Raw genomic sequence first — 16,826 nt, forward strand, 5'->3', positions numbered from 1 at the left:
AGGCTGGAATCACGAGCATGAACAGGGATTTTGGCGTTCGGGAAAGCCCGGAAGAACCCGGAAGGCTGCACGAGGGGGAGCGCGCCCCTTTGCGCGGGCAGAATACGCAGAAAGGCCGACCGCACAAAGGAAGCGGACGGCCTTTGTCATGTCACATTGCGGCATGGGCCGGAAACGGGGAGGCGTTTCTCCCCCGGCGTATGATCAGATGAGGTTGGGAATCACGCGCACGAACAGGGAAAGCGCGGCAAAACCCAGAAGGATGAGCAGCGCGATGTGGAAGGTTTCCTGCTTGATGCGCTTGGCCAGAGGGCAGGCGCACAGAAAGCCGATGACGGCCGAGGGCGCCACCCAGGTGCAGGAGGAGAGCACCTGTTCGGTGAGCAGTCCGCTTGCGGCCACAATGGCGATGTTGATATAGGAAGTGGCCGTGGCGCTGGCGAAGAAGCCGCGCGCCTTGTTCTTTTCCATGCACATGAGCGAGGCGTAAATGGCCATGATGGGGCCGTTGATGCCGATGGCGCCGCCGAAGAAGCCGGCCACGAAGCCGCAGACGTATTTCATGACCGCGCGGGGAGCCATGCAGGTGCCCAGCCAGTCCTGAATGAGCTGCACCACGATATGCACCACGATGAGCACGCACAGCAGAAGTTCCAGGGTGGAGATATCCACGACCTTCAGTGTCCATACGCCCACGGCAATGCCCGGAATGGCGGGGAGCCAGAAGCCCAGCACTTCCTTGATGTCGATGTAGCGCCAGTAGAAGACCATGGTCAGGGTGCCGACCATGGTTCCCGTAATAAGGCTTATGAGGATGACATCCTTGGAGGAGACGAACAGGGAAATGAGAGGCATGCTGATGAGCGCCCCTCCCATGCCCGTGAGGCCGTTGATGAAAGCGCCTATGAACCATGCTCCGGCGATGATGAGTAAGTCGTTGTTCATGCTGCCCTCAGAATTTGGTGTAAAGTATGCGTCTATGCCTTTAGGGAGCTTTTGTAAATGGAAAAAAAGGGGGAAAAAGGGCGGGGGAGCGGAGAGGGATCTGCCGGAAGGCTCTTTTTTTCCTTTTTTCGCCGGAAGGGCGCTTCATCCTGTCCGTACGGGCGCGCCCGCGCATGGTCCGGCTTTGTATCTTGTCCGTGAAACGGCGGAAAAGGGGAGTTTTTCCGCCCGGAATGCCGCAGCATCGTGTTTTTTTCCGCCGCAAGCGGGGAAAAAGGCGGTTTTCTTTCGCTGCCGTCTGTTTCCGCACCCCGCGCTGCTTCTTGTTCCTGCCGCCCGCGCCTTGTGGCCGCCCTGTTCTGAAGAGGGTGTTTTTCCGCACGAAAGGGGTGCGCCGGGGCCTCAGGGCAGGGATATCGCCCGTTTTTTCCGCCGGAGAAACCGGTATAGTTAATGAAAAAAGGCCGCCGGAATATCCGACGGCCGGGAACACCCCGGAGGGGGCGGCAGAGCTTACTTCACGGTGTAGAACTTTTCGCCGGAAGCGCCGCACACGGGGCACTTGCCGTCGAACTTGCCCTTGCTGATGAAGCCGCACACGGGGCAGATGTAGTAATCTTCCGCGTCGGTGGTGGGATCAAGGGCCACGTCCTTGTAGAGTTCGGCATGCACGCCTTCCACCTTGCACACCATGTCAAGGTAGCGGGCCACGGCCATTTCCTCTTCGTTCTTCGCGTCGAGGATCATGCCGGGATACATATTGACACATTCATGGGTTTCGCCGGCAATGGCGGCCTGAATGTTTTCAGCGGTGCTCTTCACTTCCTTGGCGTTGCGGAAATGGGCCAGGGCGTGGATGGTTTCGGCTTCGGCAGCGGCGCGGAACATCTTGGCGGCCTGCTTGCAGCCTTCCTTTTCCGCCTGAGCGGCAAAGGCGAGGTACTTGCGGTTGGCCTGGGATTCACCGGCGAAAGCTTCCATCAGGTTGTCATAGGTCTTGCTCATAAATGCTCCTTGTGCGAAAAGACGTTGATGTTTGTCTGTGTGTTCGTTTCGTGTTCCGTAACAGGAATTATTCTTATTTAGAGCAGGCTTCCTGATTTGTAAAGTGTTTTTTCCGCTTTTTGGAAATATTTTTCATTTTCAATTTTAACCATTTGTTATAAAAGGATTTTTATGTCTTCCGGCTACAAGGTCCCCGATCTTCCCCTCTTCGGCGGCGCCTCCTGCGAGCCGTGCTGGGTACGTTTTGAGGAGGAGATAAAGCGCAGTCGCTTCATCACCACGCTGGCCCGGGCGGACAGTCGGGAAAGGGCGCTTTCCCTTGTGGAATGCGTGCGCAGGGAGTTTCCCGACGCGCGCCATCACTGCTATGCCTATGCCGTGGGGCGCCCCGGCGAAACGGCGAAGGTGGGGCAGAGCGACGACGGGGAACCGCACGGCACGGCGGGCAGGCCCATGCTCACCCAGCTTCTGTACGGCGGCGTGGGGGAGGTGGCGGCCGTGACCACGCGGTATTTCGGGGGCATCAAACTGGGCACGGGCGGGCTGACGCGCGCGTATCAGAACGGGGTGAAGGAGGCGCTCGCCCTTCTGCCCGTCACGGAAAAGAAGGTATTTCTGCAGGCGCGGGCGCGCGTGAGCTATGCCCATGTGGACAGGTTCTACCGCCTGCTTCCCCGCTTTCAGGCCAGAGTGACGGAGGAATCGTTCGGCGAGGCCGCCGTGTTCACGCTGGAACTTCCCGAGGAATGTCTGGAACCGTGCCGCGTTGCTCTGCGGGAGGCCACGGACGGCATGAGCGCCCTTGTTGCAGGGGAGGAGGCATGAAACATATTCTGATGCTGGCCACGGGCGGCACCATTGCCAGTGAGCCTTCGGCGGACGGGCTTGTTCCCACGCTTTCGGGCGAGGCCATGCTGCGTCACCTGGGGGATCTGCCCTGCCGCGTGAGCGTGCGCGAACTCATGAATCTCGACAGCAGCAATCTTCAGCCCGAAGACTGGGAAACCATGGCCCGGGCCGTGGCCGGGGAACATGACCATTTCGACGGCTTCGTCATAAGTCACGGCACGGACACGCTGGCCTATACGGCGGCGGCCCTGCATCAGATGCTGCATCATCCGGCAAAGCCCGTGATCATCACCGGTTCCCAGCTCCCCCTTACCATGGAAGGTTCCGACGGGCCGCGCAATCTGCGCGACGCCTTCTTCACGGCCTGCGAGGGCGTGCCCGGGGTGTATGTGGTGTTCCACGGCGATGTCATCGACGGAGCGAGGGCCAAGAAGATGCACACCGAACGCTTTGCCGCCTATGCCAGCGTGAACGCGCCCCTTGCGCGGATCACCCCTTCGGGCGTGCAGTGGAAGGAGCGGCGCAGTCCGGACGGGGAGGCTTTTCGTCTCGTCACCGGGCTGGAGCGCAGGGTATGCGTGCTCAAGCTCATTCCCGGCACCAGACCAGAGCTTCTGGACATGCTGGTGGACGCGGGGTATCGCGGCGTCATCATTGAAGGTTTCGGCGCGGGGGGCGTGCCCAACGACAGCAGGGGGAGCTTTCTGCCCGCCATACGGAGGGCCGTGGAAAAGGGCGTGGTCATCGTGTGCGCGTCGCAGTGCGTGTTCGACGGCGTGGATCTGTCGCGCTACCCCATAGGCGTGCTTGCCGCGCGGCTGGGTGCTGTTTCCGGCGGCGACAAGACGGTGGAAACATTGACGGTACGCCTCATGCAGGCTCTGCATCACTGCCGCAGCGTCGAAGAGGTGCGCGCTTTTATGGAAAGGCCCGTCTAGCCCGCCTTGCCTTTTCCTCTTTTTTGCGTCACAAAGAAAAAAATTATCTTTGCGGAGTCAGCGATGAGCAATCCTCTTATCCTTATGGAAACTTCCTCCGGCGACATTCTGCTGGAACTTTTTGAAGACAAGGCCCCTGCCACGGTGGCCAACTTCCTGCGCTATGTGGACGAAGGCTTCTATGACAACACCATTTTCCACCGCGTCATCAAGGACTTCATGATCCAGGGCGGCGGACTCGGCGTGCGCATGGATGAAAAGCCCACCCATGAACCTGTGCAGAACGAGGCGGGCAACGGCCTTTCCAACAAGCGCGGCACCCTTGCCATGGCGCGCACGTCCGAACCTCATTCCGCCGCGGCCCAGTTCTTCATCAACCTTGTGGACAATGAGGAACTCGACCATAAGGACGACACGCCCGAAGGCTACGGCTACTGCGTGTTCGGCCGTGTGGAAGACGGCATGGACGTGGTGGACAAGATAGCGAAACTCAAGGTGAAGCCGCAGGGCGAACATGAGGCCGTGCCTCTGGACATGGTCGTCATCACCCGCGTCAGTCGTTTTGAATAGCCGCCCGGGGGCGGAGGAGCCGGTTTTTCCGGCTCTTTTGTTTTTTCCGTACCACTGAAGGTACGGGCAGACGGTCCGCCTGCGCGGCGGGCCGGTGTGCAGGAGCGATTTGTGGAAACAGGATCAGGTGCCTTGCCTCTGGTTGGGGCTGTCGTTGTCGTCGCGTTTCTGCTTATCTTGTTCTTCCGTAAGAAGAAGGAGCCGGAACAGAGGTCGCAGAAAAAGGTGGAACCCATCCCCGAATCCGGGATTCCCCGGGGGATGGAGGAACTGTACAGCTGCGGGGTGGATCCCTGCGCCTGCGGCGTGCCCGTCATGTACACCCTGCATACCTGCCGGCACTGTGTGCGCCTGAAGGATTTTCTTGTGGAGCACGGCATAGAGCACCGCCTGGTGTATGTGGACGAGTTCGAGAACCCGGCCCGGAAGGAAATCATGGCCACCCTCCGTTCCCACAATCCCCGGGGTTCCTTCCCCACGCTGGTGGTGCCCGACGGCCGCAGTGTGGTGGGCTTCCGCGAAGAGGCCGTAAAGGAACTGCTCGGCCTGAACTGACGCCTGCCCCGGCAGAACGGCCGCTGCGGCGCGCCGGGAGCCGGGACTCTGCGCGGAAGGCTCTCCGGCTGCAGCCGGAGCGTCAGAGCGCATCAGGTTTTCCGATACCATACCCCGTTTTCCTTCGTCCGCACCGGACAGGGCGCCCTCGAAGGGGCGGGGTCTTTTTCTTTTTTCCTGTCCGGGAGGACCCTGCCTGCGGGAGGGGCCCTGCCGGAAGGCGTGTCTGCCTGCGCTGCCGCATCCGGTGAGGATGCCGTGCAGGCGGCCCCTCGGCGTGCCGTGCGGGTCGGGTCTTTCCCGGAAGCCCGCCGGGACCGGGCACGCGGAGAGGGGAACATCATCATTGCAAGGAGCTGGGATGAACAAGAAATACATTGCGGGCGGTCTCATTTTCTGGGCCGGGCTTTCCGGCTACATGGGACTGCGCATTCTGGAAAGCTATACCGAAGACGCCGTGTATGCGGCGCTTTCCGCCGTGCCCGCGCAGGCCGGGGAAATACGCTATTCCTTTCTGAGCAACACGCTCAGCCTGAAGGGGGTGGAATACGAACTTCCCGACGACGAGATCATGCACAAGGGCACCATCGAAAGCGTGGAAGTCACGGGCTTCAACAGAAAGTGCATGTTCGTCAAGCCCAAGATGCCCGACTACGACGCAGACACCCTGCCCATCGTGGCGGAATCCATTGTGGCCACGGGCATTGCCGACAACATCCACTTCGGCAATACGCGCATTGAGCAGAAGATTGCCGACGTGCGGGTGAACGGCTGGTATCAGCGCATAGGGCTGCTGCTCGATCTGCGCAGCAGGCACAAGGGCGAACCTTCCTTCTATGAGGAAATGTACCGCTGCCGCCTGGACGGGCTGGAAATCAACAACGTGCACAGCGTGACCTCTTCGCCGGACATGCCCGCGCCCATGTCCTTCGGCGTGGAGAAGATAGCCCTTTCCAGGGGTGTGGCCGCCCCGCGCGGTACAGACAAGGTTTCTCCCATAAGCCTGTATGCCTCCGGCCTGACCTTTGACAACGAGGCTTCTTCCGGTTCTCTGCAGCGCGTGGAGGTGCAGGATCTGCTCCTGCCCGAACCGAAGGATATGGCGAGCCTCGTCAACGTGGCCGCCATGCTGGAGACGTCGTCGGAAAAGGCGGCCGGGGAGACGGATCCCTCCGCCCCGGAAACGTCGCCGGAAGACGCGCTGGCCGACGTGGTGGAGCGCCTGCAGGAGTATTACGGTTCGCATCTTTTCTATACGCTTCTGGGTCTGCAGGGCGGGAAGATTTCCTTCAAGTCTTCGCCCGTTCCCGTGTCCGCCGCCCTCAACGGCTTTTCTCACAGGCAGAGCATGGAAGGCCGGGGCGTGGTGAGGGACGTGGTGGATCTTTCCCGGCTGCAGCTCAACCTGCCCAGGGATGGAGAGCCGCTGCTCGTGCTCATGGCCCGCTATGCGCCGGAAGGGCTTGTCCTGAACGTGAAGGGCGATATCCGCACCGGAAAGGATGAAGTTTCCGGTACCGGCCGCTACGAGGTGGAAGGCCTGGGCGTGCTGGAGGGCGAATGCGCCTATAGCGGTGATATTGCCGCGCTGACCGGCATGTCCGTTCTTTCGTCGGAGGAGGATTACTTCGGGGCGATGCAGAAGGTGCAGCTGAAGAAGCTTTCCGCCACCTACAAAGATTCCGGCCTGCTGCCCATGGCGCTGGAAATTTTCGCCCGGGAGAACGGAGGGACGCCCGAAGAATACGCGGCCATGGCCGTTCAGATGGGGAGCGGACTGGAACAGTTCCCCGACAAGCTGGTCAGGGAAGCGGGCAAGCTGCTGAGGGAACAGTTCACCGCGCCCGGTGAAATGACCATCACCCTCACGTCGGAAACGCCCGTGAGCCTCATGGAGTTTTTCTCCGCAGCCCTTGTGAATCCTGCGGAACTGCCGCTGAGCCTCGGTTCCACGCCCGGCAGCAGGCCGCTTGCGCAGTATCTGGAAAAGAAATCCGCGGCTCCTGCCGCGCCGGAAAAGAACGCGGAACAGGTGAAGCCCGCCGCGCCTGCGGCACAGTAGAAAATATGCCCGGCCCCCTGCCGGAACAGGCAGAGGGGCCGGAAACACAGAGACGACAGGAGAGAATGAAGAAAGTCTGGATGGCCGGAGGGGGGCTTGTTCTGGTCGTGCTTGCAGGCTGGGGAGGCGTGCATTTTCTTGAAGACCGTGCGGAAAAGGCCGTCAGTCAGGCGCTTTCCGACATGTCCGCGCAGGCGTCGGAAGTACGCTGCGATCTTTTTTCCGGTACGTTCGTGCTGAAGGGCGTGACGTATGAACGGGATGAGAAAGGCATGATCCACAAAGGCTCCATGGACAGCGTGGAGGTGAAGGGCCTGAACCGGAAGCTGTTCTTTCAGGGTACGGGCGAGGCCTATGATGCGGATGCGCTCCCCCTTGTGGCGGAAAGCATCATGGTCACGGGCCTTACCGGGAGTATCCGCACGGGGAACGTACTCGTGGAAGGGAAGACCGCCGGCATACGGATGACAGGCTGGCATCAGCGCCTGAGCGAGCTTCTTGCGCAGTACCGCAGCGAGCCTCATTCCGCCGCCTTCTATGAGGAACTGTACCGCTGCCGCCTGGACGGGCTGGAAATCAGCGATGCGGCGTTCAGCATTTTTGAATCGTACATGGATGCTCCCGTGACTGTCGGCGTGAAGAAGATCGCCCTTTCCGAGGGGATCGCCGCGCCGCGCGGAGAAGAGAAGGTGCCGCCCGTGAGTCTGTACGCTTCCGACATACGCTTTGCCGGGCAGGGCGTTGGCGGAGGGATGCAGCGCGTGGAAGTGCAGGACCTGCTTCTTCCCAGACCTGCGGGCATGGCGGCGTTCGCGGCGCTCTTCGGCATGTCCGGTTCGACCATGTCCAGAAACGAGCTGGTTACGGCGTATGTCAGACTGGCGCAGAAGCTGTACGAAGAGCGCCTGCCCTATGCCTCTCTGGACATGCGGGGCATGCAGGTCTCTGCCGTGGGCATGCCCGAGCCCATAGGCCTGAGCTTCGACGCCCTGACCTTTGAGCCCTCCATGAATGCGGAAGGCGCGGTCAGGGAAAAGGTGAACTGCTCCGGCCTGCATCTTTATCTTCCCCGGAAGGGCGACAAGTATTTTACCATCATTGCCCGCTATGCGCCGGAGGGCCTTGTGATGAATATAAAGTCGGACAGCACCACGCACGGGGACACCCTGTCCTCCACGGGCCGTTATGAAGTGGAGGGCCTGGGCGTGCTGGAAGGCGACGTCACCGTTTCCGGCGACATCGACAGGCTGAGGGGCATGCTCTTTGACGCTTCCGGCGACGACTCCATGCAGCTGCTGCAGAAGCTGTCTCTCGGGAAGCTTTCCCTGCGCTACAAGGATTCCGGCCTGATGCCCATGTTGCTGGAACTTGCTGCCTGGACGGATTTCGAGCTGCCCGAACCCTATGCGGACATGGTGGTTCAGACGGGGATGGAGCTGGAACAGACGCCGGTCAGGGTATTTCAGGAAGCAGGCAGGCTTTTGAAGGAACAGTTCACCGCTCCCGGAGCATGGTCGGCCACCTTCACGTCCGAAAAGCCCGTGAGCATGATGGAACTTGTGACCATGCTCTTCGCGGCTCCCGAGCGCCTGCCTTTCTCCTTCACTTCCACTCCCGGAACAAAGCCTTTGAAGGAATACCTGCCCAGGAAGAAACAGGAGGATGGGAATGAATAAGAAATATGTTGCCGGAGGCGTGCTTCTTCTGGTGCTGCTTGCCGGTTACGCGGGCATGCATGTTCTGGAGAAGAATATTGAGTCGAACGTTGCCGCGTCGCTTGCCGAGGCAAAGGTGCAGGCAGGGGAAATACACTACAGTTTTCCTTCCAATACCCTTGTGGTGGGGAATCTGACCTATGCGCGGCCGGAGGAAGACGGCAGTGTGAGCAGAGGCTCCATAGATCGGGTGGAGCTGAAGGGCCTGAACCGTAAGATGCTTATTCCCTGGTGGAAATTCTCCGATACGGAAGAACTTCCGCTCGTGCTGGAAAGCCTTGTGTTTACGGGCATGCGCGACAGCATGCAGGCGGGCGATGCGCGTATAGAGCAGAAGGTTGCCGAAGTCCGGGTGACGGGCTGGTATCAGCGCATGCGCGAACTTCTGGAAGAACATCGCCGCCGGCCTCATTCTCCGTTCTTCTATGAAGAACTGTACCGCTGCCGCCTGGACGGCATGGAGATCAGCAACCTGCAGGTGGATGTGTACGAACCGGGCAGAACCACTCCTTCCACGCTGTCGCTTGAGAAGGTGGCCCTTTCCCAGGGCATCGCCGCGCCGCGCGGGGAAGAGAAGGTGCCGCCCGTGAGCCTGTACCTTGCCGGTCTGCGCCTTTCCGTGCCGGAATGTTCCGCGCTCTTCCGGCGTGTGGAGGTCAGGGACCTTCTGCTTCCCGAACCGCATATCATGGCGGAAATGGTCGGAATCGTGCGCGACGCCCTGGCGGAGGATACCTCTTCCCAGAAAGGCACCCGGACCGGACAGCCTCTCACGGCATACGAGACGCGGCTTATGGCCATGTCGGACCGCCTGGTGGAGTATTACAGAAAGAACCTGCCCTATGCCGCCTTTGAGCTCAAGGGCGCGGAACTTACGGCCAGGACGGCCGGAGGGGACTTCCCCATACGTCTGGATGCACTCACCCAGCGCCAGTCCATGGAGGAAGGGGGCGTGGTCCGGGCCGTGACCGATCTTTCCCGCTTCCACTTCAAGCTTCCGGACCTGAAGAATGATGTTGTGGCGCTTATTTCCCGCTATGCGCCGGACGGTTTTGATCTGAGCGCCCATGCCGATCTGCGGACGAGTGATCACGCCGTTTCCGGTACCTGGAATTACGAGACGGACCCGCTTTTCCATGTGAAGGGCGATTTTGCTCTGAAGGGTGACATTGCGGCACTCAGCACGTTTTCGCTGAGCGGGGACGATGCCGCCCGCAGTGCGTTCCTCCGGAAGCTTCAGGTGGAAAAGCTCAACGTCACCTACAAGGATTCCGGCATGCTGGCCCTGGTGGTGGAACTTTTCGCCCATAAGTACGGCATGAAGCCCGAAGAATGCGCGGTGCTCGGCATTCAGATGGTCGGAGGCCTTGCCGCCTCGACGCAGGACAGACTGGCCATTGAGGCGGCCGCCCTGGCGGGAGAACAGCTGCAGACCCCCGGCGAAGTGCAGGTAAGCTTTGTTCCCGCAAAGCCCACGAGCGTGATGGATGCTGTCGAGACAATTCTTGCGAACCCCGGCGCCTCGGAGCTGCGCCTTGCCTCCAGGCCCGGCACAAAGCCCCTGAAGGCCTACTGGTCCGGCCGATAGGCCCCTTTGCATGAAGAAAAAAGGGCGACGGTTTTTCCGCCGCCCTTTTTTTTGTCCCCGCATCCGGAAAAAAGCCTGCGGGGCAGGCATCACGAGGATGATGCCCGCAGAGAAAACGCCCCCGGCGCAGGGCAGGGGCCTCTGCAGCGTATCCTTTCGGAGCTTGTGCCCCCTGGGGACAGAAAAGCGCCTCCAAAGGGACGGCGGGGAAGGTTTTTCAGGGGCGGAAAGGTGTGCGGAGGCCGGGAGAAGGTCCGCCATCCTGCGGCCCGTGCTGCCGAAGGCCTGCCGGGAGCCGCTCTGCCGGGGCATGGTTGCCGAAAGAGGGAAGTTCCGCCTGAGGGTCAGGCATCATAAGGATGAGGCTGCCCCGGAAGCGCCCCCGGCGCAGGGCAGAGGCCTCTGCAGCGTATTCTTTCGGAGTTTATGCCCCTTGGGAACAGAAAAGTGCCTTCAGAGGGACGGTGGGGAAGTTTTTTCAGGGGCGGAAAGGTGTGCGGAGACAGGGAGAAGGTCCGGCGGGAGCCGCTCTGCCGGGGCATGGTTGCCGAAAGAGGGAAGTTCCGCCTGAGGGTCAGGCATCATAAGGATGAGGCTGCCCCGGAAACGCCCCCGGCGCAGGGCAGGAGCCTCTGCAGCGTATCCTTTCGGAGCTTGGCCCCTTGGGAACAGAAAAGCTCCCGCCTCCTTTTCGGGAGACGGGAGCTTTTGTTTTCAGCGCGGCGAGGGGCCGGAGCTATTTCACCTGATGCGATTTCCAGACGTGCTTCACGGGATGGGTTTCATTGTAGTGTTCGTGGAACACCTTGAGGCGGCGCTGTATGCGCAGGATACGGCGCATGAGTTCGCTCAGGCTGAAGAAGGCGGTGGAAATGAGGATGCACACCAGAAGCGTGGCAATGGCCGCATAGAGGTACAGGCGGTTGACGGCGTCGTCCGGGCTGTCCATCTGCCAGACGAGGATGAAGAAGCCGAGTATGCCCAGCATCCAGAGCATGTGGGCGCAACCCTTGATGAGGCTTTCCATGGGCACGCGGGCATAGGGGTTCACTTCCACAAGGGCCGTCCATTCGTCGCTTCCGCATTCCGGGCAGCGCCCGAGAAAGTCGGGGAACACGGTTTTGCAGTGGGCGCACTGCAATTCCTGCTGCACGTTGTTTTCCGGGGCCTTCTTTTCCACCACCGGGCGCAGGGAGCGCTTGGCGAGAATACCTTTTCTTCTTTTCATGCCGCGGCCTCCCGGGGAGCGGTGAGTTTCACGCCCGCCTTCTGGCGGAGCCAGATGAGAACCATGAGCGCCACGCCGAGAACATAACCCAGATAACGCTGTTCATGCGGCAGGAAGAAGCCGGTGATGAGTTCGGGGTACATGAGTGCGACGGTGGCGGCAAAGAGCAGCAGCCGGTCGATGATGTTGGTCTTCGTGACGTACCAGCCCTGGATCAGGGAAGAGAAGCAGATCATGCCGAGGGATGTCATGCAGAAGATCATGACGGCTTCGGGCAGACTGTGGATGTTCCAGAGAATGATGTCGTGGTTGAAGATGAAGACCAGGGGCAGCAGGGCGGTGCGTATGTCGTAGAAGAAGCCCTGTATGCCCACGGCAATGGGCGAGGTGTTGGCGATGGCGGCGCCTGCATAGGCGGCGAGGCCCACGGGGGGCGTATCGTCGGCCAGAATGCCGAAGTAGAAGCAGTACAGGTGCGCGGCCATGAGCGGCACGGCGAGTTCCACACCATGGATGGTGAAGCCGGAGGCGAGTTCCACGAGCACCGGCGCGGTGAGCGAGGCCATGATGATGTAGTTTGCCGTGGTGGGCAGGCCCATGCCGAGCAGAAGGCTTGCCGCCGCCGTGATGATGAGCAGCAGGAAGATGTTGCCCATGGAGAGCACTTCCACGAAGGAGGTGATCTGCTGGCCGAGGCCCAGGGACACGCAGCCCACGATGATGCCGGCCGAAGCCGTGGCCAGGGCCACGCCCGCCATGTTGTTGGCGCCTGCGGCCATGGAGGAGATGGTGAGAGCGAGGCCTTCCTTCAGGGCCTGCCACTTGGAAGTCTTGCGCACCACGGCCACGCACACGGGCTGGAAGATCATGATGACGGCAAGAACGATGATGGCGCGGAACACGGAAAGTTCGGCGGAATGCTGGAGCGCGATGAGCTCATAAAGCAGCATGGCCAGGGGGAAGAGGAAGTGCAGCCCGCCGCGCAGCACGTCGCGCGCACGGGGAAGCTCGTCCTTGGAAAGTCCCTTCAGGCCGAGCTTGCAGGCTTCCACATGGGTGATCCACAGAAGCGCGGCATAGGAGGCAAAGGCCGGAATGGCCGCGGCCTTGGCCACTTCGATGTAGGGCACGTTGACGTATTCGGCAATGATGAAGGCCGCCGCACCCATGACGGGCGGCGCAAGCTGACCGTTCACCGAGGAGGCCACTTCGATGGCGGCCGCCTTCACGGCGGGGTAGCCCACCTTTTTCATGAGCGGAATGGTGAAGGTGCCCGTGGTCACCACGTTGGCGATGCTGGAGCCGGAAACCATGCCGGAAAGGGCGGAGCTGAACACCGCGGCCTTGGCCGCGCCGCCCCGGTAGCGGCCGAGGCCGCTGATGGCGAGCTGGGTGAAGAAGGTACCGCCGCCTGCGCGGTCGAGCATGGTGCCGAAGAGCACGAAGAGGAACACCACGGTGGCCGAAACCTGGAGCGGAATGCCGTACACCCCCTGGGTGTCCATGGTGATCTGCGAAATGAAGCGCGAGAGCGAGGCGCCCTTGAAGGCCAGAAAGTCGGGCAGATACGGGCCCGTGAACACATAGATGATGAACACGGTGCTGATGATGGGCAGCGCCGGGCCGAGCACGCGGCGCGTGGCTTCCAGCAGCAGCACCACCAGCAGTATGCCCATGAGGATGTCGCGGGCGATGGGGGAGCCGGGGCGGGAAGAAAGGCCCGAGTAGTCGAGGAAGATGTAGAGCGCGGCCACGGCGGCCATGATGCCCAGAATGTAGTCCATGACGGTAACCCTGTTCATGGCCAGCAGGATACGCAGATCCCACCGCGAGGAGGCCGAGGGCTTGATCATGGGAATGTTGAAATAGACGAGGGTGATGGCGAAGGCCAGATGAATGGCCTTCACATAGATGGAATCAATGAGCAGAATGCTGGCGCTGGCCATCTGGAAGAGCGACCAGCACAGGGCGATGACGAAGGTGATTTTCGCCGTGATGCCCATGGTGTCGCCGCGCATGCCGTGTTCGGCATGGGCCACGTCTTCCTTGTACTTGTCCCCGGCGGGGGTGGTTGGGATGTGTTTCTGAGGCATGACTGTTTCCACAGGTGAAGTATGTCGGTGGAAGGAGGGCGTTGCCGCTCCGCGCCCTTTGCGCGGGGACGGAAAGAAAACAGAAAAGCGGGGGCAGGCCGCAGCCCGCCCCCGCAAGCATCGGTGCCGCCCTTACTTGATCAGGCCGGCTTCACGGAAGTACTTTTCCGCGCCGGGATGGAAGGGAGCGGTGCGGCCTTCCAGCAGGCTTTCCTTGGTAATGGATTCCAGAGCGGGATGAAGCTTCTTGAATTCGTCGAGGTTCTCCACCACTTCCTTGGTGATGGCGTACACGATGTCGTCGGGCGTGTCGGCGGAGGTTACGAAGGTGGCCAGCATGCCGATGGTTTCCACCTTCCCGTCGGCGGCGTTGCTCGCGTCGGGGTACTGGCTCATGTCGATGGTGGTCTTGGAGTAGTAGGGGCATTCCTCAAGGAGCTTTTCCATGCCGGTGATGGGCACGATGCGGCACTTGCGCTTGCCGGCCGTGGCTTCCTTGATGTTCCCGTTGGGATGGCCCAGCGTGTAGAAGAAGCCGTCGATGCGGCCGTCCTGCAGGGTGTGGGGAGCGTCGGCGGGCTTCAGGCCTTCACCGCGGAAGTCCTTGCCGGGTTCGAGGCCCACTTCCTTGAACACCTGAAGGGCGTTGATGCGGTTGCCGGAACCGGGGTCGCCGAGGTTGATGACTTTGCCCTTCACGTCCTTCACGCTCTTGATGCCTGAATCTTCGGCAGCCACGAAGGTGACGGCTTCGGGAGCCAGAGCGAACACGAAGCGCAGCTTGGTGACGGGCTTGCCTTCCCAGTCGCCGAGGCCCTTGTAGGCCTGATACTGCGTGTCGGCCTGCGCAATGCCGAATTCCAGATCGCCGTTGTTGATGGCGTTGATATTGAACTTGGAGGCTCCGGTGGATTCCACGCTGGCGCGGATGTCGTACACATCCTTCTTGGCGTTGATGATCTTGGCAATGGCGCCGCCGGTGGGGTAGTACACGCCGGTGATGCCGCCGGTGCCGATGGTGACGAACTTGGCGGCCATGGCTTCGGTGGAAAGGGCGCCGGTAAGGAGCACAGCCGCGCCGAGGGCGGCGGCGAAGAATCCCTTGAACATGGAAAGAGCCTCCTGCAAAAAGTTTCAGCTTTGTCAAAAAAAGGGGAAGAAAAAACGCCCTGCGGCGTACTCTTCCTTTTTTTTCCCTGCGGGCCGGATCATGTCACGGTTTTCTGTGGAGCGCAATAGGGATGGAATTGACGAAAATGTGAATATGAAGGCTTCTGCATGGTGAAGATGCGGAGAGATACGGAGTTGACAGAGAGGAGTTTTCTTGCTTATTTTGCAAATTATGCAAATAAACGAACTTCGGGCGGGAACCATGAATCACCTTCCTCTGCGGCGCATGCCGAACAGAAATTATGTGGAGGCTCAGGCCAGGATATTCAAGGCGCTGGGGCACCCCAGCCGTCTGCTCATGGCCGAGGCCCTTCTTGAGGGGCCGCTGTGCGTGGCCGAACTGCAGCACCTCGTGGGGGCGGACATGTCCACGGTTTCCCGGCATCTGGCGGTATTGAAGAGCGCGGACATCGTTTCCGACGAAAAGCGCGGGCTGCATGTGTACTACAGCCTGAAGCTGACCGGTCTCGGGCAGTTCCTCACCTCCACGTCGGCCGCGCTGGACAAGCGCGTTCAGGAAAGGCAGGCTCAGCTCACCGCCATGATGGCCCCCTGAGCACGGCCGCCCGGATCCTGGGGGAGGGCAATATTTTGCAAAATGGCCAAACAGCCAAAAAAGAAGGCGTGTTTTCTGCCCGGGCATGAGGCTGCGGCACGGGCCGGAAAAAACATACAAAAAAACGCGCGGAGGAGAAAAATTTTTCCTTTTGCGCGTTTTTTTGCGGCGTACGGGGAAGAAGGCGCCTTTTTCTGCAGAAGAAAAAGCGGCCTTTCCGGAAGTTACAGGGAAAGCTCTTCCATTTCCTTTTTCAGATCGCGGGCAAGCCAGCAGGCATAGCGGTCGAGGTGCGTGGGGTCGCGGTTGATGATGGCCACCTTGCCGCCCGAACGGAGCGTGATTTCCGGCACGGCCGCCGCCGGATACACGGTGAGGCTGGTACCGAGAACCAGCATGAGATCGGCGGCGCGGGCTTCCTTTTCCGCCTCGGTAAGGGCGTATTCGGGCAGGCCTTCCCCGAAGAAGACGATGTCCGGCTTGACGATGCCGCCGCACTTGTCGCACACGGGCACTTCCCCGGCGCGGACGCGGGGGGCGATTTCCTCGAACGTCCAGCTCTTGCCGCAGCGCAGGCAGTGATGGAACAGGGGGGAACCGTGCAGTTCCAGCACCCGGTGCGAACCGGCCTTCTGATGCAGCAGGTCGATGTTCTGGGTGATGACGGCATGGATGATGCCTTTTTCCTCCAGACGGGCCAGAGTCCTGTGTACGATGTTGGGTTCCTTTTCATCGAGATTGTAGAGGAAGTCCCGGGAGTGCTCGTAATAGTAGCGCTGATCCCTCATGAAGTAGTCGAGGTCGAAAAGCTTGTTGGCGTCGATGTCCTTCCGGGTGTAGAGACCGCCCGCGCCCCGGAAGTCGGGAATGCCCGAAAGGGTGGAAATGCCCGCGCCGGTAAGAACGACGGCGTGTTTTGCCTGTTCAAGGAGTTCGGTAAGCGTCATGATATGCCCCTTGTGAAGCGGAGTGCGGCTCCGCATGCTGTGAACCTGCGCCCCTGAGGCGGAGCGCACCGGGAAGATCCCGGGCTTCATAGTACGTCGTCCGCGCGCTGTTGTAAAAGGCGGAGTGCAGGGCTTTTTTTCAGGCGCCTGCCGGCTCTTCTGCGCTGCTGAAGAGAGTCGGCGCACAGGGGCATGGGGCAGGGGATGCGCGCTCCGCCCCGTGCAGGCACGGCGTATCGGCAATGTCTCGCAGGCGCTGAAGGCAAGGGGTGCGGCCGCCCGAATGCTCCCGTGTCAGCCCCCCCCTTTTGGGATGGTGCGGCGGAGGGCGGGCCGGTTTCCTGTGCGGGTGCGGCGCTTGTCTCAGACAAAGAGAAGGAACGCCCCGCCGAAGGGTTCCCCCGTACGGTCAGCCCGGCTCTTCTGCGCTGCTGAAGAGAGTGACGCCCCCGCAGGCACGGCTTTCCTCACCCCCTCCGGCAGGTTTACCACGCTCCCGATGCCTCCGCTCAGGCACGGCCGCGTACTTGAGGAAAGCGGGGCAGGCGCAAAGCCGGGCTCCCGTGCATGTCCTCCGGGAAAAAGGCCCCTGTGCGTTTCTTGCC

14 protein-coding genes are annotated in these 16,826 nt (G+C 61.0%); 8 read left to right on the forward strand and 6 right to left on the reverse strand.

What is annotated here, in order from left to right:
- Positions 1-204: 204 nt before the first annotated feature.
- Positions 205-945, reverse strand: coding sequence for a sulfite exporter TauE/SafE family protein (locus Q0K07_RS10530; RefSeq protein ID WP_294559038.1), 741 nt, complete (start codon positions 943-945; stop codon positions 205-207).
- Between the two features lie 513 nt (positions 946-1,458).
- Complete coding sequence (locus tag Q0K07_RS10535) at positions 1,459-1,950, reverse strand: rubrerythrin family protein (protein WP_294559039.1); 492 nt, start codon at positions 1,948-1,950, stop codon at positions 1,459-1,461.
- 171 nt (positions 1,951-2,121) lie between these two features.
- On the opposite strand from Q0K07_RS10535, the gene Q0K07_RS10540 reads away from it, so the two are divergent.
- From Q0K07_RS10540 to Q0K07_RS10570, 7 genes are all read left to right on the forward strand, one after another.
- On the forward strand, positions 2,122-2,775 hold the full coding sequence (locus Q0K07_RS10540; protein ID WP_294559041.1) for a YigZ family protein: 654 nt from the start codon (positions 2,122-2,124) through the stop codon (positions 2,773-2,775).
- A complete protein-coding gene (locus Q0K07_RS10545; RefSeq protein ID WP_294559042.1) occupies positions 2,772-3,737 on the forward strand; it encodes an asparaginase in 966 nt (321 codons plus the stop codon). Before Q0K07_RS10540 ends, Q0K07_RS10545 begins: the two co-directional genes overlap by 4 nt.
- Before the next feature lie 63 nt (positions 3,738-3,800).
- Positions 3,801-4,307, forward strand: a complete 507-nt coding sequence (locus Q0K07_RS10550; RefSeq protein WP_294559044.1) for a peptidylprolyl isomerase — start codon at positions 3,801-3,803, stop codon at positions 4,305-4,307.
- A 132-nt stretch (positions 4,308-4,439) separates the two neighbouring features.
- A complete protein-coding gene (locus Q0K07_RS10555) occupies positions 4,440-4,862 on the forward strand; it encodes a glutaredoxin family protein (RefSeq protein WP_294559045.1) in 423 nt (140 codons plus the stop codon).
- A 361-nt stretch (positions 4,863-5,223) separates the two neighbouring features.
- A complete protein-coding gene (locus tag Q0K07_RS10560; RefSeq protein ID WP_294559047.1) occupies positions 5,224-6,924 on the forward strand; it encodes a hypothetical protein in 1,701 nt (566 codons plus the stop codon).
- 65 nt (positions 6,925-6,989) lie between these two features.
- Positions 6,990-8,600, forward strand: coding sequence for a hypothetical protein (locus Q0K07_RS10565; RefSeq protein ID WP_294559049.1), 1,611 nt, complete (start codon positions 6,990-6,992; stop codon positions 8,598-8,600).
- Entirely contained in the window at positions 8,593-10,227 is a 1,635-nt protein-coding gene (locus tag Q0K07_RS10570) for a hypothetical protein (RefSeq protein ID WP_294559051.1), read from the forward strand. Before Q0K07_RS10565 ends, Q0K07_RS10570 begins: the two co-directional genes overlap by 8 nt.
- A gap of 736 nt (positions 10,228-10,963) precedes the next feature.
- Here the strand turns inward: Q0K07_RS10570 and Q0K07_RS10575 are convergent.
- From Q0K07_RS10575 to Q0K07_RS10585, 3 genes are all read right to left on the reverse strand, one after another.
- The gene (locus Q0K07_RS10575; protein WP_294559053.1) at positions 10,964-11,455 is read right to left on the reverse strand and encodes a translation initiation factor IF-2; all 492 of its coding nucleotides are present in this window, start codon (positions 11,453-11,455) and stop codon (positions 10,964-10,966) included.
- A complete protein-coding gene (locus Q0K07_RS10580; protein WP_294559055.1) occupies positions 11,452-13,548 on the reverse strand; it encodes a TRAP transporter permease in 2,097 nt (698 codons plus the stop codon). Before Q0K07_RS10580 ends, Q0K07_RS10575 begins: the two co-directional genes overlap by 4 nt.
- Positions 13,549-13,680: 132 nt before the next feature.
- On the reverse strand, positions 13,681-14,658 hold the full coding sequence (locus Q0K07_RS10585) for a TAXI family TRAP transporter solute-binding subunit (RefSeq protein ID WP_294559057.1): 978 nt from the start codon (positions 14,656-14,658) through the stop codon (positions 13,681-13,683).
- Between the two features lie 262 nt (positions 14,659-14,920).
- Between Q0K07_RS10585 and Q0K07_RS10590 the strand changes: the two genes are divergently transcribed.
- Positions 14,921-15,274: a helix-turn-helix transcriptional regulator gene (locus Q0K07_RS10590; protein ID WP_294559059.1), complete on the forward strand. Its 354-nt coding sequence runs from the start codon at positions 14,921-14,923 to the stop codon at positions 15,272-15,274.
- A 224-nt stretch (positions 15,275-15,498) separates the two neighbouring features.
- On the opposite strand, the gene Q0K07_RS10595 is transcribed toward Q0K07_RS10590, so the two are convergent.
- Positions 15,499-16,221, reverse strand: coding sequence for an NAD-dependent protein deacylase (locus Q0K07_RS10595; protein ID WP_294559061.1), 723 nt, complete (start codon positions 16,219-16,221; stop codon positions 15,499-15,501).
- Positions 16,222-16,826: the final 605 nt, after the last annotated feature.

Origin of the sequence: uncultured Mailhella sp., assembly GCF_944324615.1 — a bacterium.
GTDB lineage: Bacteria > Desulfobacterota > Desulfovibrionia > Desulfovibrionales > Desulfovibrionaceae > Mailhella.

Excerpts from the sequence above, each read along its gene's own strand:
- Q0K07_RS10535 (WP_294559039.1), bottom strand. The coding sequence starts at position 1,950 with ATGAGCAAGACCTATGACAACCTGATGGAAGCTTTCGCCGGTGAATCC.
- Q0K07_RS10580 (WP_294559055.1), bottom strand. The coding sequence starts at position 13,548 with ATGCCTCAGAAACACATCCCAACCACCCCCGCCGGGGACAAGTACAAG.
- Q0K07_RS10585 (WP_294559057.1), bottom strand. The coding sequence starts at position 14,658 with ATGTTCAAGGGATTCTTCGCCGCCGCCCTCGGCGCGGCTGTGCTCCTT.
- Q0K07_RS10565 (WP_294559049.1), top strand. The coding sequence starts at position 6,990 with ATGAAGAAAGTCTGGATGGCCGGAGGGGGGCTTGTTCTGGTCGTGCTT.
- Q0K07_RS10550 (WP_294559044.1), top strand. The coding sequence starts at position 3,801 with ATGAGCAATCCTCTTATCCTTATGGAAACTTCCTCCGGCGACATTCTG.
- Q0K07_RS10595 (WP_294559061.1), bottom strand. The coding sequence starts at position 16,221 with ATGACGCTTACCGAACTCCTTGAACAGGCAAAACACGCCGTCGTTCTT.
- Q0K07_RS10575 (WP_294559053.1), bottom strand. The coding sequence starts at position 11,455 with ATGAAAAGAAGAAAAGGTATTCTCGCCAAGCGCTCCCTGCGCCCGGTG.
- Q0K07_RS10590 (WP_294559059.1), top strand. The coding sequence starts at position 14,921 with ATGAATCACCTTCCTCTGCGGCGCATGCCGAACAGAAATTATGTGGAG.
- Q0K07_RS10560 (WP_294559047.1), top strand. The coding sequence starts at position 5,224 with ATGAACAAGAAATACATTGCGGGCGGTCTCATTTTCTGGGCCGGGCTT.
- Q0K07_RS10530 (WP_294559038.1), bottom strand. The coding sequence starts at position 945 with ATGAACAACGACTTACTCATCATCGCCGGAGCATGGTTCATAGGCGCT.
- Q0K07_RS10570 (WP_294559051.1), top strand. The coding sequence starts at position 8,593 with ATGAATAAGAAATATGTTGCCGGAGGCGTGCTTCTTCTGGTGCTGCTT.
- Q0K07_RS10545 (WP_294559042.1), top strand. The coding sequence starts at position 2,772 with ATGAAACATATTCTGATGCTGGCCACGGGCGGCACCATTGCCAGTGAG.
- Q0K07_RS10540 (WP_294559041.1), top strand. The coding sequence starts at position 2,122 with ATGTCTTCCGGCTACAAGGTCCCCGATCTTCCCCTCTTCGGCGGCGCC.